This is a genomic window from Nocardia pseudobrasiliensis NBRC 108224 (assembly GCF_001613105.1).
Classification (GTDB): Bacteria; Actinomycetota; Actinomycetes; order Mycobacteriales; family Mycobacteriaceae; genus Nocardia; species Nocardia pseudobrasiliensis.
Map to the genome: position 1 here is coordinate 21,355 of NZ_BDBS01000066.1, position 18,966 is coordinate 40,320.

Sequence of the window (18,966 nt, forward strand, 5' to 3'; positions counted from 1 at the left end):
TGCTAGCTACCTCCGCGATACATCCCAGACCCACATCCCGTCGACGTATTCGCCGGGAAACAACAGCTGATCGAGGGTGACGTGCAGGACACCGGCGCGTTCGGTCGGCGGCAGCACGATCACATCGGCCTGCCAGTAGCGCAGATCCTCCCGCGCCCGGGCGCGCGTGTCGTCGTCGACGACCGGGATCCGGCCCGTCTCCTGCGCCCGCATCAGCAGCGTGGCCGTCGGGCGGTCGTCGGCGCCGTAGCGTCCCTTGCGATCGGCCGTCGGACCGACGAAATAGCCGCCCGCCAGCGAGAATTCGAAGCCGGAGTCGATCTGCCAGCGCAGCGGGCGGGCGTCGAGGCGGGTCGGCGGCGGGGCGATCACGACCGAGCCGCCGTGCACGTATCTACGCACGGTCCCGTCGGTGAAGAAGGCGGGGGTCGCATCGCGCTGCACCACCGGCAGGACCGTGGGCGTCAGCGGCGCCAGGGCAAGGGCCAGGGCGGTGAACCAGGCCAGCGGCCGCCGATCGGTCAGCGAGAACCGCGAATACTCCAGTGCGCGTTCGGTGGCCAGCGCCAGGACGGCCGCGATGGCCGGAATCGCGGCGAAGGTGAATCGGGTCTCGAGGACCGTGTTCAGCAGCGGCAGATGTTCCGCCCACTTCCACGGCAGACTCATTCCCGTCGGCATCTTGCCCACGGTCGCCTCGGAGCCCAGCGACAGCACCCCGAACACCACGATCACCACCGCGGCCGCGCGCACCACTCGCTGGGCGAGGCGATCGCGCCACAGCAGCGCGACCGTCACGGTCACCAGAATCAGCAGCGGCCAGCCGAAGTAGGCGTTCTGCTCGGTGGGATTGATGGCCACGTTCTGGCCCGGTGTGAACAGCCCGCCCAGCGATTCGGAGGGGAACTGCACCAGCGCCTTCAGATCGTTGCCCATCGGGCCGTGATCGATCGAGTGGTAGCTCTGCGGTCCGAAGAACTGCCACCACAGCGGAATTTCGGTGAGCGCCACCGTGAGTATTGCGCCGAGCCCGAGCGTCGGCGCGATACCGCGCAGCACGCGCAGTCCGGCACGCGGCCGCGGCAGGTAGTAGACGACGGCGAAGACGGCGAAGGCCAGCGCGAAGATCAGCAGCGGCTCCTCGCCCATCGCGATCTGCAGCGATACCAGCAGACCCAGCAGGACACCGTCGCGCACGCGTCGGCGGAAGGTGGCGGGCTCGCCGTCCAGCGCCCGGCGCGCCATCCGGATCAACAGTCCGGCGATCACCGGCAGCGCGGCCAGCAGTACGAAATTCGGATGCGCGTTGGCGTGGGAGATCATCGCCGGGGCGAAGCCGCAGAACAGCCCGCCCACGGCCGCCGCGAGGCGCGAGCGCACGAGTTCGCGGGAAAACAGCCAGTACCAGGCGTATCCGGTCGCGGCCAGGCCGAGGGTGAGGACCAGGACGTAGGTGACCGTGGGGCCGAACAGCAGGGTGACCGGGGTCAGCGGCACTCCGACGCCGAACATGGCCGTATTGGCCATCATGTTGACCCCGTCGGGGGCGTTCTGCAGCCGCGTGCCGAGCGGATTGTGCAGGGTGGCCACCGCATGCGCGGTCTCGGCGAAGAACCATTCCCACATGGTCTGGTCCTGGCCGCTCTTGATCAGATAGCCGTGCCCGGTGTCGCGCCACTGGCCCGACAATACGAATACCGCCAGGCTCAGATAGGCGGCGGCGACCAGCAGATCGGCCCGCAGGCCGCGCGGTGGCCGCTCGATCCGTTCCGGTGCGTCGTCCCGTTCCAGCAGGGCGGTCGAACCCGCCCGTCCCGAATCGACTCGTTCCGTTTCCCGCCCCGATACCACAGGTGAAACTCCTCTTGCCGACGATCAGCGGCCCACGCTACCCAATCCGGCGGGCGCGCGACTGGCCGAACGCTGAGTTATCCACAAGAAAAGCCCCAATTCCACAGTGTTATGCACAGACCGAATTGTGTGTGCACAACGCCACAGCGGGCGTTCAGCGCCGCACGACGAGGGTGAACGGGCCGATGTCGGTGACCTGGAAGTGCGGATCCTCGAACAGGGTCTTCGGGAACGCCACGGTGTAGCGGCGCACATTGGGATCGTTGGGGTAGACGTCCTCGGCCAGGCGCAGCGTGTACTCGTCGCCGCTGCGCCGGAACAGGAAGGCGTCCGGGGCGCGCCACGGGCAGTGGTTCAGGGCCTCCTGCAGTTCGCCCGCCGACTTCAGCCCGCTCCACCGCTTGATCTCCGCGGCCCGGCCCGCGAAATCGGCGAGCGGATTGGCGTAGTGGGAGGTGAGCGCCTGGAAGCCGTAGTAGGGGTAGTAGGCGAGGAAGCTGGTGTCCGCGGTGAGCACCACCGAGCGATCGCGCGGGCGGCCGGTCTGCTCGAGCAGCGCCGCATCGATCGCGCGATAGTGCTGTACCGCCGAGGGATTGCGCTTGTCGGCGCGTTCGCCGTTGCCGTCGGTATCGGTGTAGGCGGTCGTGATCTCGGTGCCGAGTACGGCCGGGATGCCCTGGGTGAAGGCCAGCGCGCCCAGTACCGCGACCGCGGCGGTCGCGGTGCGCATCCGGGCGGGCTCGTCGATGGCCTGATAGATCGCCCGCGCGCCCTCGACGAATCCGAACACCCCGGCCGCGGCGAACAGCACCTGCAGGATCGGCTCGAGTCGGAAGGCCAGCAGGGTGGCGCCGCCCGCGGTCACCGCCATCGAGGCCAACGACCACAGATACAGCGCCACGATCGAGATCCCCAGCGCCTGCGCCCGGCGGGAACTGCCCGCGCGCAGCACCAGCCACACGGTGCCGAGCAGGCACAGCGCGGCGAGCAGCGGATGGGAGAAGTCGAACATCGGGAAGGCCAGATGTGAGCCGGACTCCGGCAGATAGTGCAGGGCCGATCCGCCCGAACTACTCGGCCCGCCACCGGCCGCCCGCAACAGCCAGGGGCCCCAGGTGATCAGGGTGAGACCGGCCGCGATGACGCCGATCACGATGAGTCGCAGCAGGATCGGCCACAGCAGCGCGAACGCGCCCGGCCCGGTCGAGGTCTGCGGTCGATGAACGGCAACGGCCCGCCGCTGCCACAGCACCGCCAGCCAGGCCACCAGCGCCATCAACGCGACGGTGAAGGCGGCGACGGCGAAGAACAGCGTGTAGAACATGCCCGACAGGCCGACGAACAGTCCGGTCCCGACCACCGCGCCCCAACCGCGCGCCGTGACGGCGGAAGACTTTTCGAGCCATTCCGCCGGACGATGCAGCGCGCCCCAGGCCAGCACCATACTCGGTGCGAACAGGATCACCAGGACCGCGCTGTAGGCCTCCGGCGAGGCGAACGCCACCATCACCGCCGTGGTCGCCGCGCCCACCGCCACCGCCCAGTCGGCGCGAATCAGCTTGGACCACAACACCGTAGCCAGCACGGAGGCCACGGCCAGCGAGACGATCGCATACGGCTTGAAGGTCTCCCACCCGGCCAGCCCGAACAGATTCGCCACCCGCCCGCCGATCCAGAACCACCCCGCCGGATACAGCGGCGGCAGCTCGGCGTAGGTCATATCGTGCAGCCCCGCACGGTCGGTCAGCCGCGTCAGATATTCGGTTCGGAATTCCTGATCCACCGAAATCCCGAGCAGATACAACTTGGTAGCCGCCAACGGCATCCCGAGCGTAACCGTCACGAACCCCGAAATCCCCACCCAGGAAAGCAGTTTCGCCATCCAGGCCCATCGCCGCATCCGAATCAGCACCACCGACCCGACCAACGCCACCGCCGCCCCCGCCTGCCCCACGGTCGTCAGCGCCCGAGTCACATTCGACGAATCGAACGCGGGCCAATGCACAGTGGAAAACGCATAAAGCCCCACCGCCCCCACCACCACGGCGACGACGGTCGCGAGCACCGCCTCGCCGAGACCGCTGCCGACCTGTCGGACGAGTACTCGCACCATGCCTCCGGGTTCGCCTGATCCTGCACTGGGTCGTGAGCCGTGGGTCAGCCTACAAGCGCGGGGGTGGCGCTCCCGATCCACGCGAAGCAACCCGATACGCACCGCGATCGGTAATGCGATCGGTAACCTTATCGGTATGACCCAGCAGCTGTCGGTGAAGATTCCGGACGAACTCGACGCGCAACTACGGTCCGCGGCAGGCGGGAATGTCTCGCAGTGGGTGGTGGAGGCCATCCAGGACCGCCTCGATCGTGAGATGTGGGAGCAATCCAAGCAGGTCGACGCGGCACTCGGGATTACCGAGGAGTGGATGTACGAGCAACTGCGCGCACGCGATGCGGTCCGTTCGGAGGCGCTGCGCAGCCGGGGTGACGCTTGAGGCAGGGGGAGATTCGGAGGCTTCGCGCATCGCCCTCGCCGACCCCGGTGCACGTACTCGTGCTCTCGGGTCCGCGCTATCTGGCGGCCGGGAAGGGGCGGGTCGTGGTCTGTCAGGTTGTGCCGGGCGCGGTTCCGGACGATTTCACCTCGGTGTGCCGGGTGTCCTACCGAGACGCCGACGGCGTCGACACCATCGGGCTGGCGGTGCCGGACCTGATCGACTGGTATCCGATGTCGGCGCTGGGCGACCGAGTCGGGATGGTCAGTGACACGACCGCATTGATTCGATTGGTGGAAGCGCTCTTTCGCTGAACGAGCGGCGGCCGTGACTGCCGCCGCTCATCCGGCGGATATCAGACGGGCAGTTTACGGAAGATCGGGCGGGGGATGTGCCGCAGGATCGCCATGACCCAGCGGATGTTGCCCGGGACCCAGACGATCTCCTTGCCCTTCTCCGAGGCCGCGACCGCGAGGGTGGCCACGTCCTCCTTGTCCACGGTCAGGGCGTTCTCCTTGGCGTGGGCGGAGAGCTTGGTGCGGACCTGGCCGGGGCGGATCACCGTGACGCGGGGGCCGAAGGGGGCCAAGGCCTCGCCGAGGCCGAGGTAGAAGCCGTCGAGGCCGGCCTTGGTGGAGCCGTAGACGAAGTTGAAGCGGCGGACCCGTTCGCCCGCGACCGAGGACATCACCAGGATGCGGCCGAAGCCCTGGGCCTTCATCTTCTCGGCGAGCAGCACGCCGACGGAAACCCCGGCGGTGTAGTTGATTCCGGCCATGGCCACGGCCTTGCGCTGGTCCTGCCAGAACACCTCGCCGTCACCGTCGATGCCGAACGCGACGATCGCCACATCCACATCGCCGTCGGCCCACGCCGATTCGACGACCTTGGGATGGCTTTCGGTATCGAGCGCGTCGAAGTCGATCACCTCGACCTTCGACGCACCGGCGGCCTCGACCTGCGCCACCGACTGCGCGCGCAGGGGATCGTTCGGCAGCGCCGCGAGTACGACGCGCGCCGGTCCCTTCTTCAGATACTCGGTGACGATCGCGAGACCGATCTCCGAGGTTCCACCCAGGAGCAGAATCGCCTGCGGGTTCCCTACCGCGTTGATCACTATCGCAGCTCCAGCCTTCTCGCCATATCGGACATGAAAACGCCTGTGGGATCGACACTTCGACGGACCTTGATCCAGTCGTCGATCTTGGGATACATCTTGTGGAAGGTCTCCGCGGTGGTGCGGGAGTCCTTGCCGGTGTACAGCCGACCGCCGAATTCCAGTACGCGCCGGTCCAATTCGGAGACGAACTCGTTCAGCCCCGCCTTGATCGGGAAGTCCACGCAGATATTCCAGCCGGGCATCGGGAAGCTCAGCGGCGCTTGGTTTCCCGGTCCGAACAGTTTGAACACATTGAGGAACGAGTAGAAACCGGACCGCTGGATGTCGCGGATGATGTTCTTGAACTCGTCGACCGCCTCGGGCGGAACCACGAACTGGTACTGCAGGAATCCGTTGGAGCCGTAGCCCCGGTTCCACTCGCCCAGCATGTCCAGCGGGTGATAGAACTGCGTCAGATTCTGGACCTTACCGCGGTAGGTGCCCGACTTGCGGTACCAGAGCTCACCGATCGGGGTGAAGGTGTACTTGTTGGCCAGCCCGTTCGGGAAGACGTCCGGCAGCGTGAAGAACGTCTTGCCGTTGAACTTCAGCGGATCGGCCTGCAACTTCTTCGGCAGCTGATCCAGCTTCGCCAGATTGCCGCGCGAGATCGCCGCCCGGCCCAGTTTCGGTTCCGGGCTGATCGCGTCGAACCAGGCCGAGCTGTATTCGTAGCGGTCCTCGGAGCCGTCGCTGTGGAAGGCGATGGTGTCGTCGAGCGTCTCGGTGACGTCGCCGTCGGCGATGAAGTACGCCGTCTCGGTCGGGGTCATCTCGATGGTCGCCCGCAGGATGATGCCCGTGAGCCCGCAGCCGCCGATGGTGGCCCAGAACAGCTTGGCATTGCGCTTGGGGGTGATGTGGTGGACCGTGCCGTCGGCGGTGAGCAGATCCATCGAGCGCACATGGTTGCCGAAGCTGCCCGCGCTGTGATGGTTCTTACCGTGGATATCGGAGCCGATCGCCCCGCCGACGGTGACCTGCCGGGTGCCCGGCAGCACCGGCACCCACAGGCCGAACGGCAGCGCGGCCTTCATCAGCTGGTCCAGGTTCACGCCCGCGTCCACATCGACCAGCCGACTGTCGCGGTCGATCTTGTGGATGTTGTTCAGCGCGGTCATGTCGACGACGAGGCCGCCGGCATTCTGGGCGTTGTCGCCGTAGGAGCGGCCGAGTCCGCGCGCGATGACACCGCGGCGCAGGTGATCCGGCTTGGATTCGTTGTCCTCCGCGACCATGGAAACGGCTTTGACGATCAGCTCCGGATCGCTGGTCGAAAGCACTTCGGCGGAGGTTGGTGCGGTGCGACCCCATCCGGTCAGCCTGCGGGTGCGCGTCGGAAGCGCGTACACGCCGTCGCTCGCCGTATCGGCAGAACCCGCGGCGGTGGAGGTCTGAGCTTTCGTGGACATCGGCATAGAGGCTACAGGTATGGCCGAATTCTGGTCCCTTTGTCGCAACCGTCCCGGCGTTCGCGGGAAACAGAAGGGACTGGGGCGGCTACAGTCGTGCGCGTGACCGCGGAACCCCATCTGCCTCTGCCGCCCGAACTACCCCTGGTCGACGAGCCGGGCGGGACGGACGTGGATCTGAAGACGCAGATGATCCGGTTCGTGCTGTCGGGCGGATTCTCGGCGATCATCGACTTCGGCCTGTACATGCTGCTGCTCGAGGCCGTGGGCCTGCCGGTCGCGGTAGCCAAGTCGATCAGCTTCATCGCGGGTACGACCACCGCGTATCTGATCAACCGGCGCTGGACCTTCCAGGCCGAACCCAGTCGCAAACGCTTCGCGGCCGTGGTCGCGCTCTACGCGGTGACCTTCGCGGTTCAGGTCGGCATCAACCAGATCATGTTCTACGCACTGCCCGACGACTGGTGGCGTAAGCCGCTGGCCTTCGTGGTCGCCCAGGGCACAGCGACCGTGATCAACTTCATCGTCCAGCGCGCGGTGATCTTCAAGATCCGCTAGCCAGGGCCGCCCCCTTCGCGGCGAAATAGTCCCCGCCCTTGGCGCGGACATTGTCGGTACCCCACTGCCGGGCCTCGCGCGCGGCCGGGACCAGATGGGGAATGTGCTTGCGGCAGTGGATATAAGCCTCCTCCACATCCACCACCACCCAGCGGTCCGCGGCGCGACCGCGCTCGGGCGGCGGCAGATCCGACACGCTGCCGCGCAACGCCGCGTCCTCGACGATGCGGGCGGTTCCGTTGATGTGCAATCCGATCAGATCACGCACGAAATCGATGAGCAGTATGCCGATGTGCGGGTTCTCCAGGATGTTGCCGAGACTCGCCATCACGCCGTTGCCGCGATATTCGGGATAGGTCAGGGTGCGGTTGTCGACGATATGGAGGAAGCCTGGTTTGCCGGCTCGGAAGCTCGTATCGCATTCGCCGTACCGGTCGGAGGTGGCGATGAAGGCCATGTCCATCCGCCGCACGAAGTCGATCATCGGTTGGTTCAACCGGTCCAGTACCTGGTCGGAATAGAATCGCTCGGCCCGACCCTCGGTACCGAACCGCTCCTGTAGTTCTCGTTCACCGTCGCTGCCGCTTCGCGTACCGGGCATGATCGCGCCCCCTCGGGTAGCCGGAATCAGCGCCTGCCGAGCTCGGCGGAAGTTCCTGCGCCCGCGGCGAATTGCTGTAGTGAGGATCCATCGCCGCGGATGCCGCGGCAAGGGCGCTATTTGCGGGTTGCTGCCTGGATGCCAATCCTCCGGCTCGACCGATGTCCCGAGTTCGATTGGAACAAAAGATATTTCGCAATATTGCATTGTCGCCCTTGCACAATTTGCCCGATCTTGTCCAGGCCGACCAGTACGCCATCCCCCTTGCATATCCCGACCGGTCTCCCGGCGAAAAGCATGCCGGGAGAAAATAAGTGGGGCGCGGCCGGGGAAACAGGGCGGTGCGGTCGGGAGCAACAAGACGGCGCGGCCGGAGGAAGGCAAGGTGGGGCGGTCGGGGAAACGGGTGGCGTGGCCGGGAGGGCATGCGGGCGAGGGGAAACCCTATGCGGGCGACAAGGTTACCGGTACCCCGTTGAACACCGCGTTTCCCGATGGGATGTCGATCATCGAATCGTCGGTCAGGACATTGGCATTGACGCCCGCGTGTTCTCGGGCGACGGATTGGGGCGTGTCGGCGTGGCCCCAGCCATGGGGGAGGCTTACGACGCCGGGCATGATTTCCTCGGTCGGTTCGAGGGGGACCGTCAGGGAGCCCGCGGCGGATTTGATCACCGCTCGGTCGTCGAGGCCGAGGCGGGCCATATCGTCGGGGTGGATGTGCAGGGTGCAGGTGTTGGAGCCGCCGATCAGGGCGGAGACATTGTGCATCCAGCTGTTGTTGGAACGCAGTTGGCGGCGGCCGATGAGCACCACGTCAGGGGCTGTCTCGTCGAGTTTGGCGCGCAGTCGGTCCACGTCGGCCAGTAGTTCCGGCGGGGCGAGCTCCACCGTTCCGGACGCCGTGAGCAGCGCTTCCGGCAGTCGCGGGCGCAGCGGGCCGAGGTCGAGTCCGTGCGGATTGTCCAGCAGCGTACGCAGATTCAGCGAACCCCCGCGCCATTCGCCGTAGGGCCCGAGCCGCAGCATCATGTCGATGCGCTGCTCGGTGCTGTTGTCGCCCTGCAGTTCACCGCGCCGCTCGAGCATTCCGGCCCGGTGCAGCGTTCCCGCGATGACCAGTTCGTCGACGGTTTCGACCGGATCGCGGCCGGGTTCGGCCGACTGTCCGGAGATCGCGAGCGCCAATCGCGCCAGAATCTCCGGTTCCGAGGGCCGATCGCCCAGCGGTACCAGCGGCCGCGAATACCGGGCGTAGTTGTGCACCGCGAACTGCAGCAATGCGAAATCGTAGTGTGCCGCCTGCAGACTCCCGGGCGGCGGCAGGATGACATCGGCATGCCGGGTTGTCTCGTTGCGATAGTGATCCACGCTGACCATGAACTCGAGGTTGCCCAGCGCCGCGTCCAGGCGAGCGCCGCTAGGCGCCGACAGCACCGGATTGCCCGCGACGGTGATGAGCGCCCGCACCTGCCCCTCGCCGGGCGTGCGGATCTCCTCGGCCAGCGTCGCGACCGGGAATTCGCCCATGGCCTCGGGCAATTCGCGCACCCGGCTGGTCCAGCGGCCGGTGCGGAACGGGCGGGTGCGGACGATGCCCTGCGCGGCCGCGGTGGCGAACATCGCGCCGCCGGGCCGATCGAGATTGCCGGTGAGCACATTGATCACATCGACCAGCCACTGCGTCAGCGTGCCGAATTCGGCCGTGCACGTGCCGATTCGGGCATAGACGGCGGCCGTCGGCGCGGCGGCGAGTTCGCGGGCCAGCCGTACGACGGTCTCGGCCGCGATACCGGTGCGCTCGGCCACCGCCTCGGGCGGGAACGCGGCCGCGGCCGCGCGCACCTCCTCGATCCCGCTCGCCTCGACCGCGACCGCGGTCAGGCCCTCGGCGAACAGCGTGTGCACGATGCCGAACAGCAGATAGGCATCGCTGCCGGGCCGAATGAACAGATGTTCGTCGGCGAGTTTGGCGGTCCGGGTGCGCCGCGGATCCACCACCACGAATCGCCCGCCCCGCTTGCGGAGGGCCTTCAGCCGGCCCGGGAAATCCGGCGCGGTGCACAGCGACCCATTGGATTCCAGCGGATTGGCCCCGAGCATCAGCAGATAGTCGGTGCGGTTCAGATCCGGCACCGCCACGGTCAACGGATCGCCGAACATCAGCCCGGAGGCCACCTGCTTGGGCATCTGATCGGCGGTACTGGCCGAATAGAGATTGCGCGTACTGAGCGCGCGGATCAGCACCGGCGCGTAGAGCATGCCGGCGATGGTGTGCGCATTGGGATTGCCCAGATACAGCGCCGCGGACTGGCGGCCGTACTCGGCGACCACGGCCGGGAAGCGCTCGCCGATCAGATCGAAGGCCTCCTCCCAGGAGGCCGCCCGCCAAATGTCGGTGGCCCGATCCCGGATCATCGGCGTGCGCAGCCGGTCCGGATCCTCGTCGGCCCGCCCCAGACTCGCACCCTTCGGGCACAGGAAGCCGCGGCTGAGCGGATCCTCCCGATCACCCCGCACACCCACCACCCGATCGCGGTCGTCGAGGGTGATCTCCAGTCCGCACACCGCCTCGCACAGCGGGCAGGTTCGCAACAGTTTCCGATGGCCGTCGGTCGTGACGCTCGTCATATCCACATCATCACCTGGATGCGCGCAATGTGAAACGGAACCTCCCGAAACCGTCCGGGACGAACAAATCCGCGAGAGCCGGACCCGGCCCTCGCGGATGTCGGTACTTGTCGACTACTCGATCAGCTGGCGATACGGGCGAGCTGCGGCTTGCGGCCGGAGATCGCGGCGCGGACGGCGGCGGCGACGGCCACCACCGGCGGAACCCAGCGGGCCTCGTTCGGGGCCACGCCCCAGCAGGCCGAACCCGCCGACAGCTGGGTCGGCGGCAGCGGGATGCCGTCGCCGTCGGTGTACACGGTGACGCCGGCCTCACGCAGCGCGGCCAGAGCCATTTCGGCCTTGCGGACGCCGGTCACGAGGTGGATCTCGCGACGCTCGGCTCCCGGAATCTCGATCACCGGACCGGACAGGTTGTTCGCCCGCAGGAAGCGGCGCACGGTCGCGGCGATTTCGCCGGTGACCTCGATGCCCGCAACGTCCTCGTCGGTGATGAGGCAGATGCCGTTGGCCGTTTCGGCGACCGTCCAACCGCGCTGGATGTAGTCCTGCGCAGCAGCGGCCATGGTCGCCGCCGTGACGGAAGTCGGAAACGTCGTACGCACTGTCTTCTCCATTCCCCGGATAGATCAGGTCCTGCTCGGGTGTTCATGGGACTAATCGGGCCTGGCCATCGGTGGTGTTACAGCTTCACGAAACTTTCTTGCTCAACGTCGCATTCGTCACAAGATCGCCAAATTTATTCCTACCGGCTATCACTCGCGACTTCGCGGCCTGTGCATTCTGCACGATGACCACATTCGTCTTCGGAGCTGGGAACCAAATGCGTTGTCGCTGAAAGTTTCCCAACAGGCTCTCGAGGACATGCGGGGAGGGGGTCGCATTGCCGGTCCGGAACTTCCGGGAGAGGATTCGACTATGAGCGATGAGCCCGTCGGCGAACTGCCCGACGCGGACGACTACGAGGCCGAACCACGCTGGATCGCCTGGCGCGACTCCGCGACCAGGCGGTTGTCGCGGCATGTCGGCGAGGTCGAGGACGAGGAGCAGGCGCCCGAGCCGTTCCGCAGCCCGGGCGCGTTCGGTGCGTGGGCGCTGGCGGCCGCGCGGGGGCTGTTCGATCTACAGTTCCGCCGGCAGGCCACCCGCACCCTGCTGCCGCTGGCCTACCTGCTCGGTCTGGCCTTCGCCTTCGGCGTCCCGATTGTGCTGATTGTCGTAATCTGGCAGATCTCGGCGGTACTAGGGGTGCTGTTCGCGGTTCTGGTGGCGGTGCCCCTCGGGCTGACCATCGCCGCGTCGGTGCGACTGGCACTGGAATTTCTGGTCAACGCCTCGCGGTTGGCCAGCCGGGTGGAGCACATCAACGCGCTGGCCGACGACCTGTTCCAGGCGCTGTCGGATGTGGCCGAACCCGTCAACCAGCTGTCCGAGGATGTCCGGGCCGTACAGTTCTGGCGGTTTCGCCGGCGCTCGCCGCGCAGGTGACCGGTCGGCGCGGCCGCGCTGGTGCATTCGCTCAATGGATGCGTGTTTCGGGTGTGCATTGTGTTGTGCAACAATCCGTTCGAGTATTCATCCGATCGAATTCGGATAGGGCGTAACGGTTTTGCCGTTCCGTGGGCCGCACCGACGAGTACGATCGGCGCCACAGAACGCAGGGGGAGATAGAGATGGTTTTACCGCAGGGGATCACTGGATCGACGATGCCGCGACGCCAATTGGGCCGCAGGCTACGCGATCTGCGCAATCGCGCGCGGATGACCACCCGGGTCGCGGCGCAGCGACTGGAGTGGTCGGAGGCGAAGATCTGGCGCATCGAAACCGGCCAGACCTCATTGCGTGGCCTGGACGTCGAGGCCATGTGCAAGATCTACGGCGCGCCCGCCGAACTCGTCGCACCGCTGACCGCCCTGGCCCGCGAGACCAAGGCGCGCGGCTGGTGGACCGAGTACGGCGATGTGATCGCCGAGGGTTTCGAGGTGTACATCGGTCTCGAGGAGGCCGCGCACCGGCTGTCGACCTACGAGAGCGAATTGGTGCCCGGCCTGCTGCAGACCGAGGCCTACACCCGCGCGATACTCACGGCCGCGCGCCCGGATATGCCCGCCGCCGAGGTGGATCGCCGGGTCGCGGTCCGGGTCGCCCGGCAGGCGCTGCTCAGCCGGGACGCGGAACCGGTGCGACTGGACGCGGTGATCGGGGAGTCACTGCTGCATCGCGAGATCGGCGGCCGTGAGGTGACCAGGGGCCAGCTCGAACATCTGCTCACCGTGTGTGACCGCCCCAATATCGAACTGCGCCTGGTGCCCCACGGCTCCGGCTACCACGACGGGCTGGAGTCCGGCCGCTTCGTCTTGCTCGAATTCGATTCGGGCACCGGCGATCTTCCCGAGCCCCCGGTGGTCTACGTCGAAACCTTCACCGGCTCCGCCTATTACGACAAAGACGCCGAGATCGACCGCTACCGCTCGGCTTTCGCCAGCATCAAGGGTGTGGCGATCGACGCCCGCGACGCCATAGAGGCGGCACTCGCTCGAAGCTGACTGCTCAGCGCAGCGTCTGCCCCAGTACCTCGCGGTGAGTGGGTGCGGCGGTCGCGTGCACGGCGCGGCCCTTGTCGGTGAGGCAGACGAAGATCGAGCGCCGGTCGTCGGTGCACATACTGCGGCTGACCAGGCCCTCGCGTTCGAGACGGGCCACCGCGCGCGACAGCGCGCTCTGACTCAAGTGGCTCTCGCAGGCCAGATCGCTCATGCGGAAGGTTTCGCGCGCCGCGTCCACCAGTCGGTCCAGCGTCTCGAATTCGCTGAGGCCGATCTGGTGTCGATTCTGCAGCTCCTTCTCGAGCGCGCAGGTAACCGTGGCGTGCTTGGCCAGTAGGTCGCGCCACTCACTCACCAGTCCGGTCGGCGCTGTGTGCTGCTCGAGACCGGGCCGGTCGACGGACGCTGTCGACGGCTTGGGCATGCGGCCATCTTAGTGGGCGGGGCACTCGCATGCAACCGCATTAAATGTTTGCACATTTAATGCACGTGCATGTAATGTTCCGGCTCGTGACTTCCACGGCAACACTTCAGGCCTCCGCGGCCGAGACTCGGTGGCCGGCCCGACTCTGGGGCCTGTTGATCACCCTGTGCATCGTTCTGTTCCTCGACGGCCTCGACGTGTCGATGGTCGGTGTCGCCCTGCCGTCCATCGGCACCGAACTCGGCCTGAACACCTCCACCCTGCAGTGGCTGGTCAGCGGTTACGTGCTGGGTTATGGCGGCCTGCTGCTGCTCGGCGGGCGCACGGCCGATCTGCTCGGTCGCCGCAAGGTCTTCCTGATCGCGCTCGCGGTCTTCGCGGTCGCCTCGCTGGCCGGTGGTCTGGTCAGTTCCGGTCCGCTGCTGATCCTGACCCGTTTCATCAAGGGCCTGGCCGCGGCCTTCACCGCGCCGACCGGCCTGTCGATCATCACCACCAACTTCGCCGAGGGCCCGGCCCGCAACAAGGCGCTGTCCATCTACACCGTGTTCGGTGCGGGCGGCTACTCCATGGGCCTGGTGTTCGGCGGTCTGATGACCGGATTCGGCTGGCGCTGGACCTTCCTGCTGCCCGTGCCGATCGCCCTGGCGGCCTTGGCCGCCGCCGCGATTCTCGTGCCGAGGGATAAGCCCGCCGAGGAGGGCGGACACGATCTGCTCGGCGCGCTGTTCTCCACCGCGGCCATGCTGCTGCTCGTCTACACCGTGGTCTCCGCACCGGAGGCCGGCTGGGCCTCGGCCCGCACGATCGGTTCGTTCGCCGCGGTGATCGCGCTGTTCACGGCCTTCGTCGCGGTCGAGAAGCGGGTGCGGCACCCGCTGGTTCCGCTGGCCATCCTGCGCAAGGTGTCGCTGGTGCGGGCCAGTCTGGTGATCGTCGCGGTCGCCGGTTCCTACTTCAGCTGGCAGTTCATCGTGACCCTGTTCATGCAGGACACCCTGGGCTGGTCGGCGCTGAAGCTGGCCATGGCGCTGCTGCCGGTGGGTCTGCTGGTCGCGCTGTCGTCGGTGTTCTCCGACAAGCTGGTCGACCGGTTCGGCACCGGCCCGATCATCGCGGTCACCACGGTGATCATGAGCATCGGCTACCTGCTGTTCCTGCGGCTGAACACCGATCCGTCCTATCTGACGGTCATCCTGCCCGCGGTGCTGCTGATCGGTATCGGCTGGATCGGCTTCCCCGCCATCAACATCCAGGCCACCAATGGCATCGAGGATGAGGAGCAGGGTCTGGCCGCGGGTGTGCTGCAGACCTCGATGCAGGTCGGCGCGGCCATCGTGCTGGCGATCAATACCGCGATCGTCACCTCCGGCGGGCACGGCGCGGACCATTCGCCCGCGGCGATGCTCGACACCTACAAGCCGGGCCTGCTGTTCGCCGGGGTGGTCAGCATCATCGGCGCCCTGGTCGCGCTGACCCACTTCCTGCCCAAGCGCAAGGCGCCCGAGCCCGTGCTCGACGCCGATGGCGAGCGGGAGCTGGCGGCGGCCTGACGATTCGGAAACCGCGGTGTGCGATGGGGATTCGCATACCGCGGTTTCGTCATATCCGCAGCGTGTGCAGGGCCGGGGCGGCGGCGTCCTTGGGGGAGCGCAGGAACTTCATCGGCCGACCGGCCCGATCCGTGGTCGGCCAGACGATTCCGATCGCCGGATCGAAGGCATCGAGATCGTGATCGAACTCGGGGGAGTACTCGAGCGAGCACAGGTAGACCACGGTCGAATCGTCCTCGAGCGACAGCAGGGCATGTCCGAGGCCCTCCGACAGGAACACCGAGCGCCGATCGACATCGTCGATGAGCACGCTGTCCCAGTTCCCGAAGGTCGGTGAGCCGGGCCGCAGATCCACCACGACATCCACGAACGCCCCCCGCACGCAGGTCACATACTTCGCCTGACCCGGCGGATCGTCGGTGTAATGGATGCCGCGCAGTACGCCCGCGGCCGAGGTGGAGGTGTTGACCTGCAGCAGGTCGAACGATCGCCCGACCGCCTTCTCGAATTCCGAGGCCTTGAACGTCTCGGCGAACACGCCACGCTCGTCACCGCGCAGGGTGGGAGTGAACTCCCACGCGCCCGGTACCGCCAGCTCCCGAATCCGCATGCTCACCAATCCCGTCCGCGATCCAGCAATCCGAGCAGGTATTTACCGTAGCCGGAACGCACCAGCGGTTCGGCGAGCCGCGACAGCTGCTCGTCGTCGATGAAGCCCATCCGCCAGGCGACCTCCTCGGGCACGCCGATCTTCAGACCCTGCCGTTCCTCGATCGTGCGCACGTAGTTGGCGGCGTCGAGCAGTGAGTCGAAGGTTCCGGTGTCCAGCCAGGCGGTACCCCGGGCGAGCACATCCACCTGCAATCGGCCCTGCTCCAGATAGGTCCGGTTGATATCGGAGATCTCGTATTCGCCCCGCGCCGAGGGCCGCAGCCCGCGCGCGATCTCGACCACGTCGTTGTCGTAGAAATACAGCCCCGGCACCGCGTAGTTCGAGCGCGGCAGTTTGGGCTTCTCCTCGATGGAAACGGCCTTACCGCCGGAGAATTCGATGACGCCGTAGGCCGAGGGATCCGAGACCCAGTACGCGAATACCGCACCGCCGTCCAAACCCTGGAACCGGCGCAGGCGCGTACCCAGTCCGGGCCCGTGAAAGATATTGTCGCCCAGCACGAGCGCCGCCGAATCGTCGCCGATGTGATCGGCTCCGAGAATGAACGCCCGGGCCAGCCCGTCGGGCTCCGGCTGCACCACATAGCTGATGTTCAGTCCGTATTGCGAACCGTCGCCGAGCAACCGGGTGAACGCCTCGGCATCCTCGGGCGTGGTGATCACCAGGATATCCCGGATATCGGCCAGCATCAGGGTCGACAGCGGGTAGTAGACCATGGGCTTGTCGTACACCGGGACCAGCTGTTTGCTCACCCCGCGCGTGATCGGATGCAACCGCGAACCGGTGCCCCCGGCCAGGATGATTCCGCGCATGTCGCCCAAGTCTGCCAGCTGGCCCCCCGCGGGGCGCGGCGAGGTTCCGAAACCATCACAACAGGTTTGGCGGGACCCGATTCGACCGATTCTGTTGTGTAGGTCACAGATGTCAGCGCCGACATCACCGCGGGATTTTTCGGTCGTGGTCGGCGCGCCGGGAGTGAGGCAGGTGCGCGATGGTGGCGATCCCGATCGATGAGGCGGTCTACGAGCCCGATCCCGGTGTGGTGGTGAATCCCGATCGACGCAGCCTGCACTCCCAGGCCCTGCTGCTGGCCTGCCGCGGCGTGGTCGGCCCGGTCATCCGGCGCTATCCGATCCATCCGCAGACCATGCCGCTGGCCCGCCATGTCGTCGACGGCCTCGCGTCGCTGCGCCCGCGGCCGCACGGTGTCGAGCGAGAGCAGGTGCGACTGAGCGGATTTCGGATGGAGATCATCCGCCCGGCCGGGGCCTCCCGTGCGTTGCGGCACGGCGTGGTGATGTACATGCACGGCGGCGGGTTCTTCCTGTGCGGTCTGGATTCGCACCGCCCGGTGGCGGCGAGCCTGGCGCGGCGCACCGGCCTGCCGGTGGTGAATGTCGAATACCGCCAGATGCCCGGCACTTCCATCGCCGGATCGATCGAGGACTGCCTGACCGCGTATCGCTGGCTGCTGCGCCGGGGCGCGGATCCGGCGCGGATCGTCTTCGCCGGTGATTCGGCCGGGGGCTATTTGACCTTCGCGACCGCGCTGCGCGCGATCGAGGCCGGACTGCCCGCACCCGCGGGCCTGGTCGGACTGTCGCCGCTGCTGGATCTGGACCACAAGGCCAAGCGCGGCTATGTGAATGTCGCTCGGGACGCCTACATTCCGATGTCGGCGGTCCGGCAGATGGTGCGCTACGGGGCCGAGCTCGACGGCAATGTCGATCCGATGTTGTCACCGGTCAACGGTGCGCTCGCCGGGCTGCCCCCGGCGCTGCTGATCGTGGGCGAGGACGAATTACTGCGCTACGACTGCGAATTGATGTCGCGCCGCCTGGCCGCCGCCGGTGTGCCGCATTCCCTGGAACTGTGGCGCGGTCAGGTGCACGCGTTCATGAGCATCATGCCGAGCCTGCCCGAATCCCGTGCGGCCCTCGCCCGGGTCGCCCGATTCGTCCGTGCCCGGGTCGAGCCCGAAATCATCGCTCGCACAGCTTGATTCGAAGCACCCCCGCCCAGTCCGCTGGACGGGGGTGCTGCTCTGTCCGATGAATTTCGAAATGCGGCAAATGGGACGCTATCGATGAAACGACCGAACCCGCCCGGTCGTGCCTTCCGGGCGGGTTCGATTTCGAAAGCCGTTGGCCGCGTGGGACTTACTTGGCGGGGGTGAACGGCTGGTTGATCGTGGTGAAGTACTGGGCGGCGGCCAGGATCGCCACCGGAGCGGTGATCAGCAGCTGACCGGCCAGGGTGCCCAGCGCGCCGATCGCGATGATGCCACCGAGGCAGCCGATGACCGCGGCCGGAACGAACGGACCGAACAGGCCGATGATCGTGGCCGAGGCCACGGTCGCGCCCGCGATGCCGCCCAGGATGCAGCCGACGGCGCCGCCGCCGATACCACCGACCAGGGTGCCGATGGTGGCGCCGGTGGAGATGGTGTCCTTCATACGGTTGAAAGCGGCCTGCTCACGGTCGTACGGGGTCTTCCACGGCGCGACATCCTCGTAGGGCAGCGCGACGGGCTTGTAGACCGCGTGCTCCATATCCAGCTGCGGGCTCAGGGTGGCCGTGTGGCCCGCGATGTCCGCGGCGATCGGGAACTCGAAGTCGTCGACACGGAACTTCAGATCCGTACCGGCGAGGGTGGCGCCGTTGGCGGCCTTGATCTTGAACACACCGTCTTCGACGACCATGGAACCGGCATCGGTGGAGATGATGGTCGACTCGGGGGTGGTGGTCGCCTTGTAGTTGACGACGCCGTCATCGGCGGCCGGGGCCGCGTTCACGGTGCCGGCGGTCACGCCGAGCGCGGCGATCAGCAGTGCCGACGTCGCGGCGAATTTCCTCATCAGCATTTTGGTGGAACCTCGGTAGAAGTGGTTCGGGGGGACAAGAGGAATCGAAATGGAACTCCGCTAACGCCTGGTGAACCTGTTGTGTCCGCTTATTCAAATTTTGTTCACCATTCGGTCGGAGGTGATTTGAGGCACGTGTCATCCAGTTATTACTGAATGGAAATAAATTCGTTCCAGGCAATGAATTTGTCTATTGGTA

General features: G+C 66.8%; 18 protein-coding genes. 7 read left to right on the plus strand and 11 right to left on the minus strand.

Annotated features, from left to right (window positions below):
- Positions 1 to 6: 6 nt before the first annotated feature.
- Together NP4_RS36625 and NP4_RS36630 are read right to left on the minus strand one after the other, a co-directional pair.
- Entirely contained in the window at positions 7 to 1,851 is a 1,845-nt protein-coding gene (locus NP4_RS36625; RefSeq protein WP_068008152.1) for a glycosyl transferase, read from the minus strand.
- A gap of 154 nt (positions 1,852 to 2,005) precedes the next feature.
- A complete protein-coding gene (locus NP4_RS36630; protein ID WP_068008155.1) occupies positions 2,006 to 3,967 on the minus strand; it encodes an arabinofuranosyltransferase in 1,962 nt (653 codons plus the stop codon).
- A 136-nt stretch (positions 3,968 to 4,103) separates the two neighbouring features.
- On the opposite strand from NP4_RS36630, the gene NP4_RS36635 reads away from it, so the two are divergent.
- Entirely contained in the window at positions 4,104 to 4,346 is a 243-nt protein-coding gene (locus NP4_RS36635; protein WP_068008158.1) for a hypothetical protein, read from the plus strand.
- A 47-nt stretch (positions 4,347 to 4,393) separates the two neighbouring features.
- Positions 4,394 to 4,660, plus strand: a complete 267-nt coding sequence (locus NP4_RS36640) for a hypothetical protein (protein WP_068008161.1) — start codon at positions 4,394 to 4,396, stop codon at positions 4,658 to 4,660.
- A gap of 41 nt (positions 4,661 to 4,701) precedes the next feature.
- Here the strand turns inward: NP4_RS36640 and dprE2 are convergent, their stop codons facing one another.
- Together dprE2 and dprE1 are read right to left on the minus strand one after the other, a co-directional pair.
- On the minus strand, positions 4,702 to 5,463 hold the full coding sequence (gene dprE2 / locus NP4_RS36645) for a decaprenylphospho-beta-D-erythro-pentofuranosid-2-ulose 2-reductase (RefSeq protein ID WP_068008165.1): 762 nt from the start codon (positions 5,461 to 5,463) through the stop codon (positions 4,702 to 4,704).
- The gene (gene dprE1 / locus NP4_RS36650; protein WP_373863897.1) at positions 5,463 to 6,923 is read right to left on the minus strand and encodes a decaprenylphosphoryl-beta-D-ribose oxidase; all 1,461 of its coding nucleotides are present in this window, start codon (positions 6,921 to 6,923) and stop codon (positions 5,463 to 5,465) included. The genes dprE2 and dprE1 overlap by 1 nt, the downstream gene beginning before the upstream one ends.
- A gap of 90 nt (positions 6,924 to 7,013) precedes the next feature.
- Here dprE1 and NP4_RS36655 point away from each other — a divergent pair, with 90 nt between their 5' ends.
- Complete coding sequence (locus tag NP4_RS36655; protein ID WP_114755888.1) at positions 7,014 to 7,475, plus strand: GtrA family protein; 462 nt, start codon at positions 7,014 to 7,016, stop codon at positions 7,473 to 7,475.
- On the opposite strand, the gene NP4_RS36660 is transcribed toward NP4_RS36655, so the two are convergent.
- The 3 genes from NP4_RS36660 to NP4_RS36670 all read right to left on the minus strand — a co-directional run bounded on the left by NP4_RS36660 (position 7,462) and on the right by NP4_RS36670 (position 11,324).
- Positions 7,462 to 8,076, minus strand: a complete 615-nt coding sequence (locus NP4_RS36660; protein ID WP_068008168.1) for a pyridoxamine 5'-phosphate oxidase family protein — start codon at positions 8,074 to 8,076, stop codon at positions 7,462 to 7,464. The two genes, NP4_RS36655 and NP4_RS36660, sit on opposite strands and share 14 nt — an antisense overlap.
- Positions 8,077 to 8,520: 444 nt before the next feature.
- Entirely contained in the window at positions 8,521 to 10,707 is a 2,187-nt protein-coding gene (locus NP4_RS36665) for a molybdopterin-dependent oxidoreductase (protein WP_068008225.1), read from the minus strand.
- Positions 10,708 to 10,829: 122 nt separating this feature from the next.
- Positions 10,830 to 11,324, minus strand: coding sequence for a hypothetical protein (locus NP4_RS36670; RefSeq protein ID WP_174556218.1), 495 nt, complete (start codon positions 11,322 to 11,324; stop codon positions 10,830 to 10,832).
- 301 nt (positions 11,325 to 11,625) lie between these two features.
- Between NP4_RS36670 and NP4_RS36675 the strand changes: the two genes are divergently transcribed.
- Both NP4_RS36675 and NP4_RS36680 read left to right on the plus strand, forming a co-directional pair.
- Positions 11,626 to 12,195 carry a DUF4282 domain-containing protein gene (locus NP4_RS36675; RefSeq protein ID WP_068008170.1) on the plus strand — a complete coding sequence of 190 codons (570 nt, stop codon included), beginning with the start codon at positions 11,626 to 11,628 and terminating at the stop codon, positions 12,193 to 12,195.
- Positions 12,196 to 12,413: 218 nt separating this feature from the next.
- Positions 12,414 to 13,253 (plus strand): helix-turn-helix domain-containing protein, encoded by an 840-nt coding sequence (locus tag NP4_RS36680; RefSeq protein WP_245998635.1) that lies wholly within the window; start codon positions 12,414 to 12,416, stop codon positions 13,251 to 13,253.
- Positions 13,254 to 13,257: 4 nt separating this feature from the next.
- On the opposite strand, the gene NP4_RS36685 is transcribed toward NP4_RS36680, so the two are convergent.
- On the minus strand, positions 13,258 to 13,677 hold the full coding sequence (locus tag NP4_RS36685; protein WP_068008173.1) for a MarR family winged helix-turn-helix transcriptional regulator: 420 nt from the start codon (positions 13,675 to 13,677) through the stop codon (positions 13,258 to 13,260).
- 86 nt (positions 13,678 to 13,763) lie between these two features.
- Between NP4_RS36685 and NP4_RS36690 the strand changes: the two genes are divergently transcribed.
- The gene (locus NP4_RS36690) at positions 13,764 to 15,230 is read left to right on the plus strand and encodes an MFS transporter (protein ID WP_245998636.1); all 1,467 of its coding nucleotides are present in this window, start codon (positions 13,764 to 13,766) and stop codon (positions 15,228 to 15,230) included.
- 49 nt (positions 15,231 to 15,279) lie between these two features.
- On the opposite strand, the gene NP4_RS36695 is transcribed toward NP4_RS36690, so the two are convergent.
- Entirely contained in the window at positions 15,280 to 15,840 is a 561-nt protein-coding gene (locus NP4_RS36695) for a dTDP-4-dehydrorhamnose 3,5-epimerase family protein (protein WP_062503268.1), read from the minus strand.
- 2 nt (positions 15,841 to 15,842) lie between these two features.
- Entirely contained in the window at positions 15,843 to 16,715 is an 873-nt protein-coding gene (gene rfbA / locus NP4_RS36700) for a glucose-1-phosphate thymidylyltransferase RfbA (RefSeq protein ID WP_068008237.1), read from the minus strand.
- 179 nt (positions 16,716 to 16,894) lie between these two features.
- Between rfbA and NP4_RS36705 the strand changes: the two genes are divergently transcribed.
- On the plus strand, positions 16,895 to 17,905 hold the full coding sequence (locus NP4_RS36705; RefSeq protein ID WP_082876544.1) for an alpha/beta hydrolase: 1,011 nt from the start codon (positions 16,895 to 16,897) through the stop codon (positions 17,903 to 17,905).
- Between the two features lie 157 nt (positions 17,906 to 18,062).
- Here NP4_RS36705 and NP4_RS36710 read toward each other — a convergent pair whose 3' ends face one another.
- Positions 18,063 to 18,767 carry a DUF8020 domain-containing protein gene (locus tag NP4_RS36710; RefSeq protein WP_068008176.1) on the minus strand — a complete coding sequence of 235 codons (705 nt, stop codon included), beginning with the start codon at positions 18,765 to 18,767 and terminating at the stop codon, positions 18,063 to 18,065.
- Between the last annotated feature and the right edge of the window lie 199 nt (positions 18,768 to 18,966).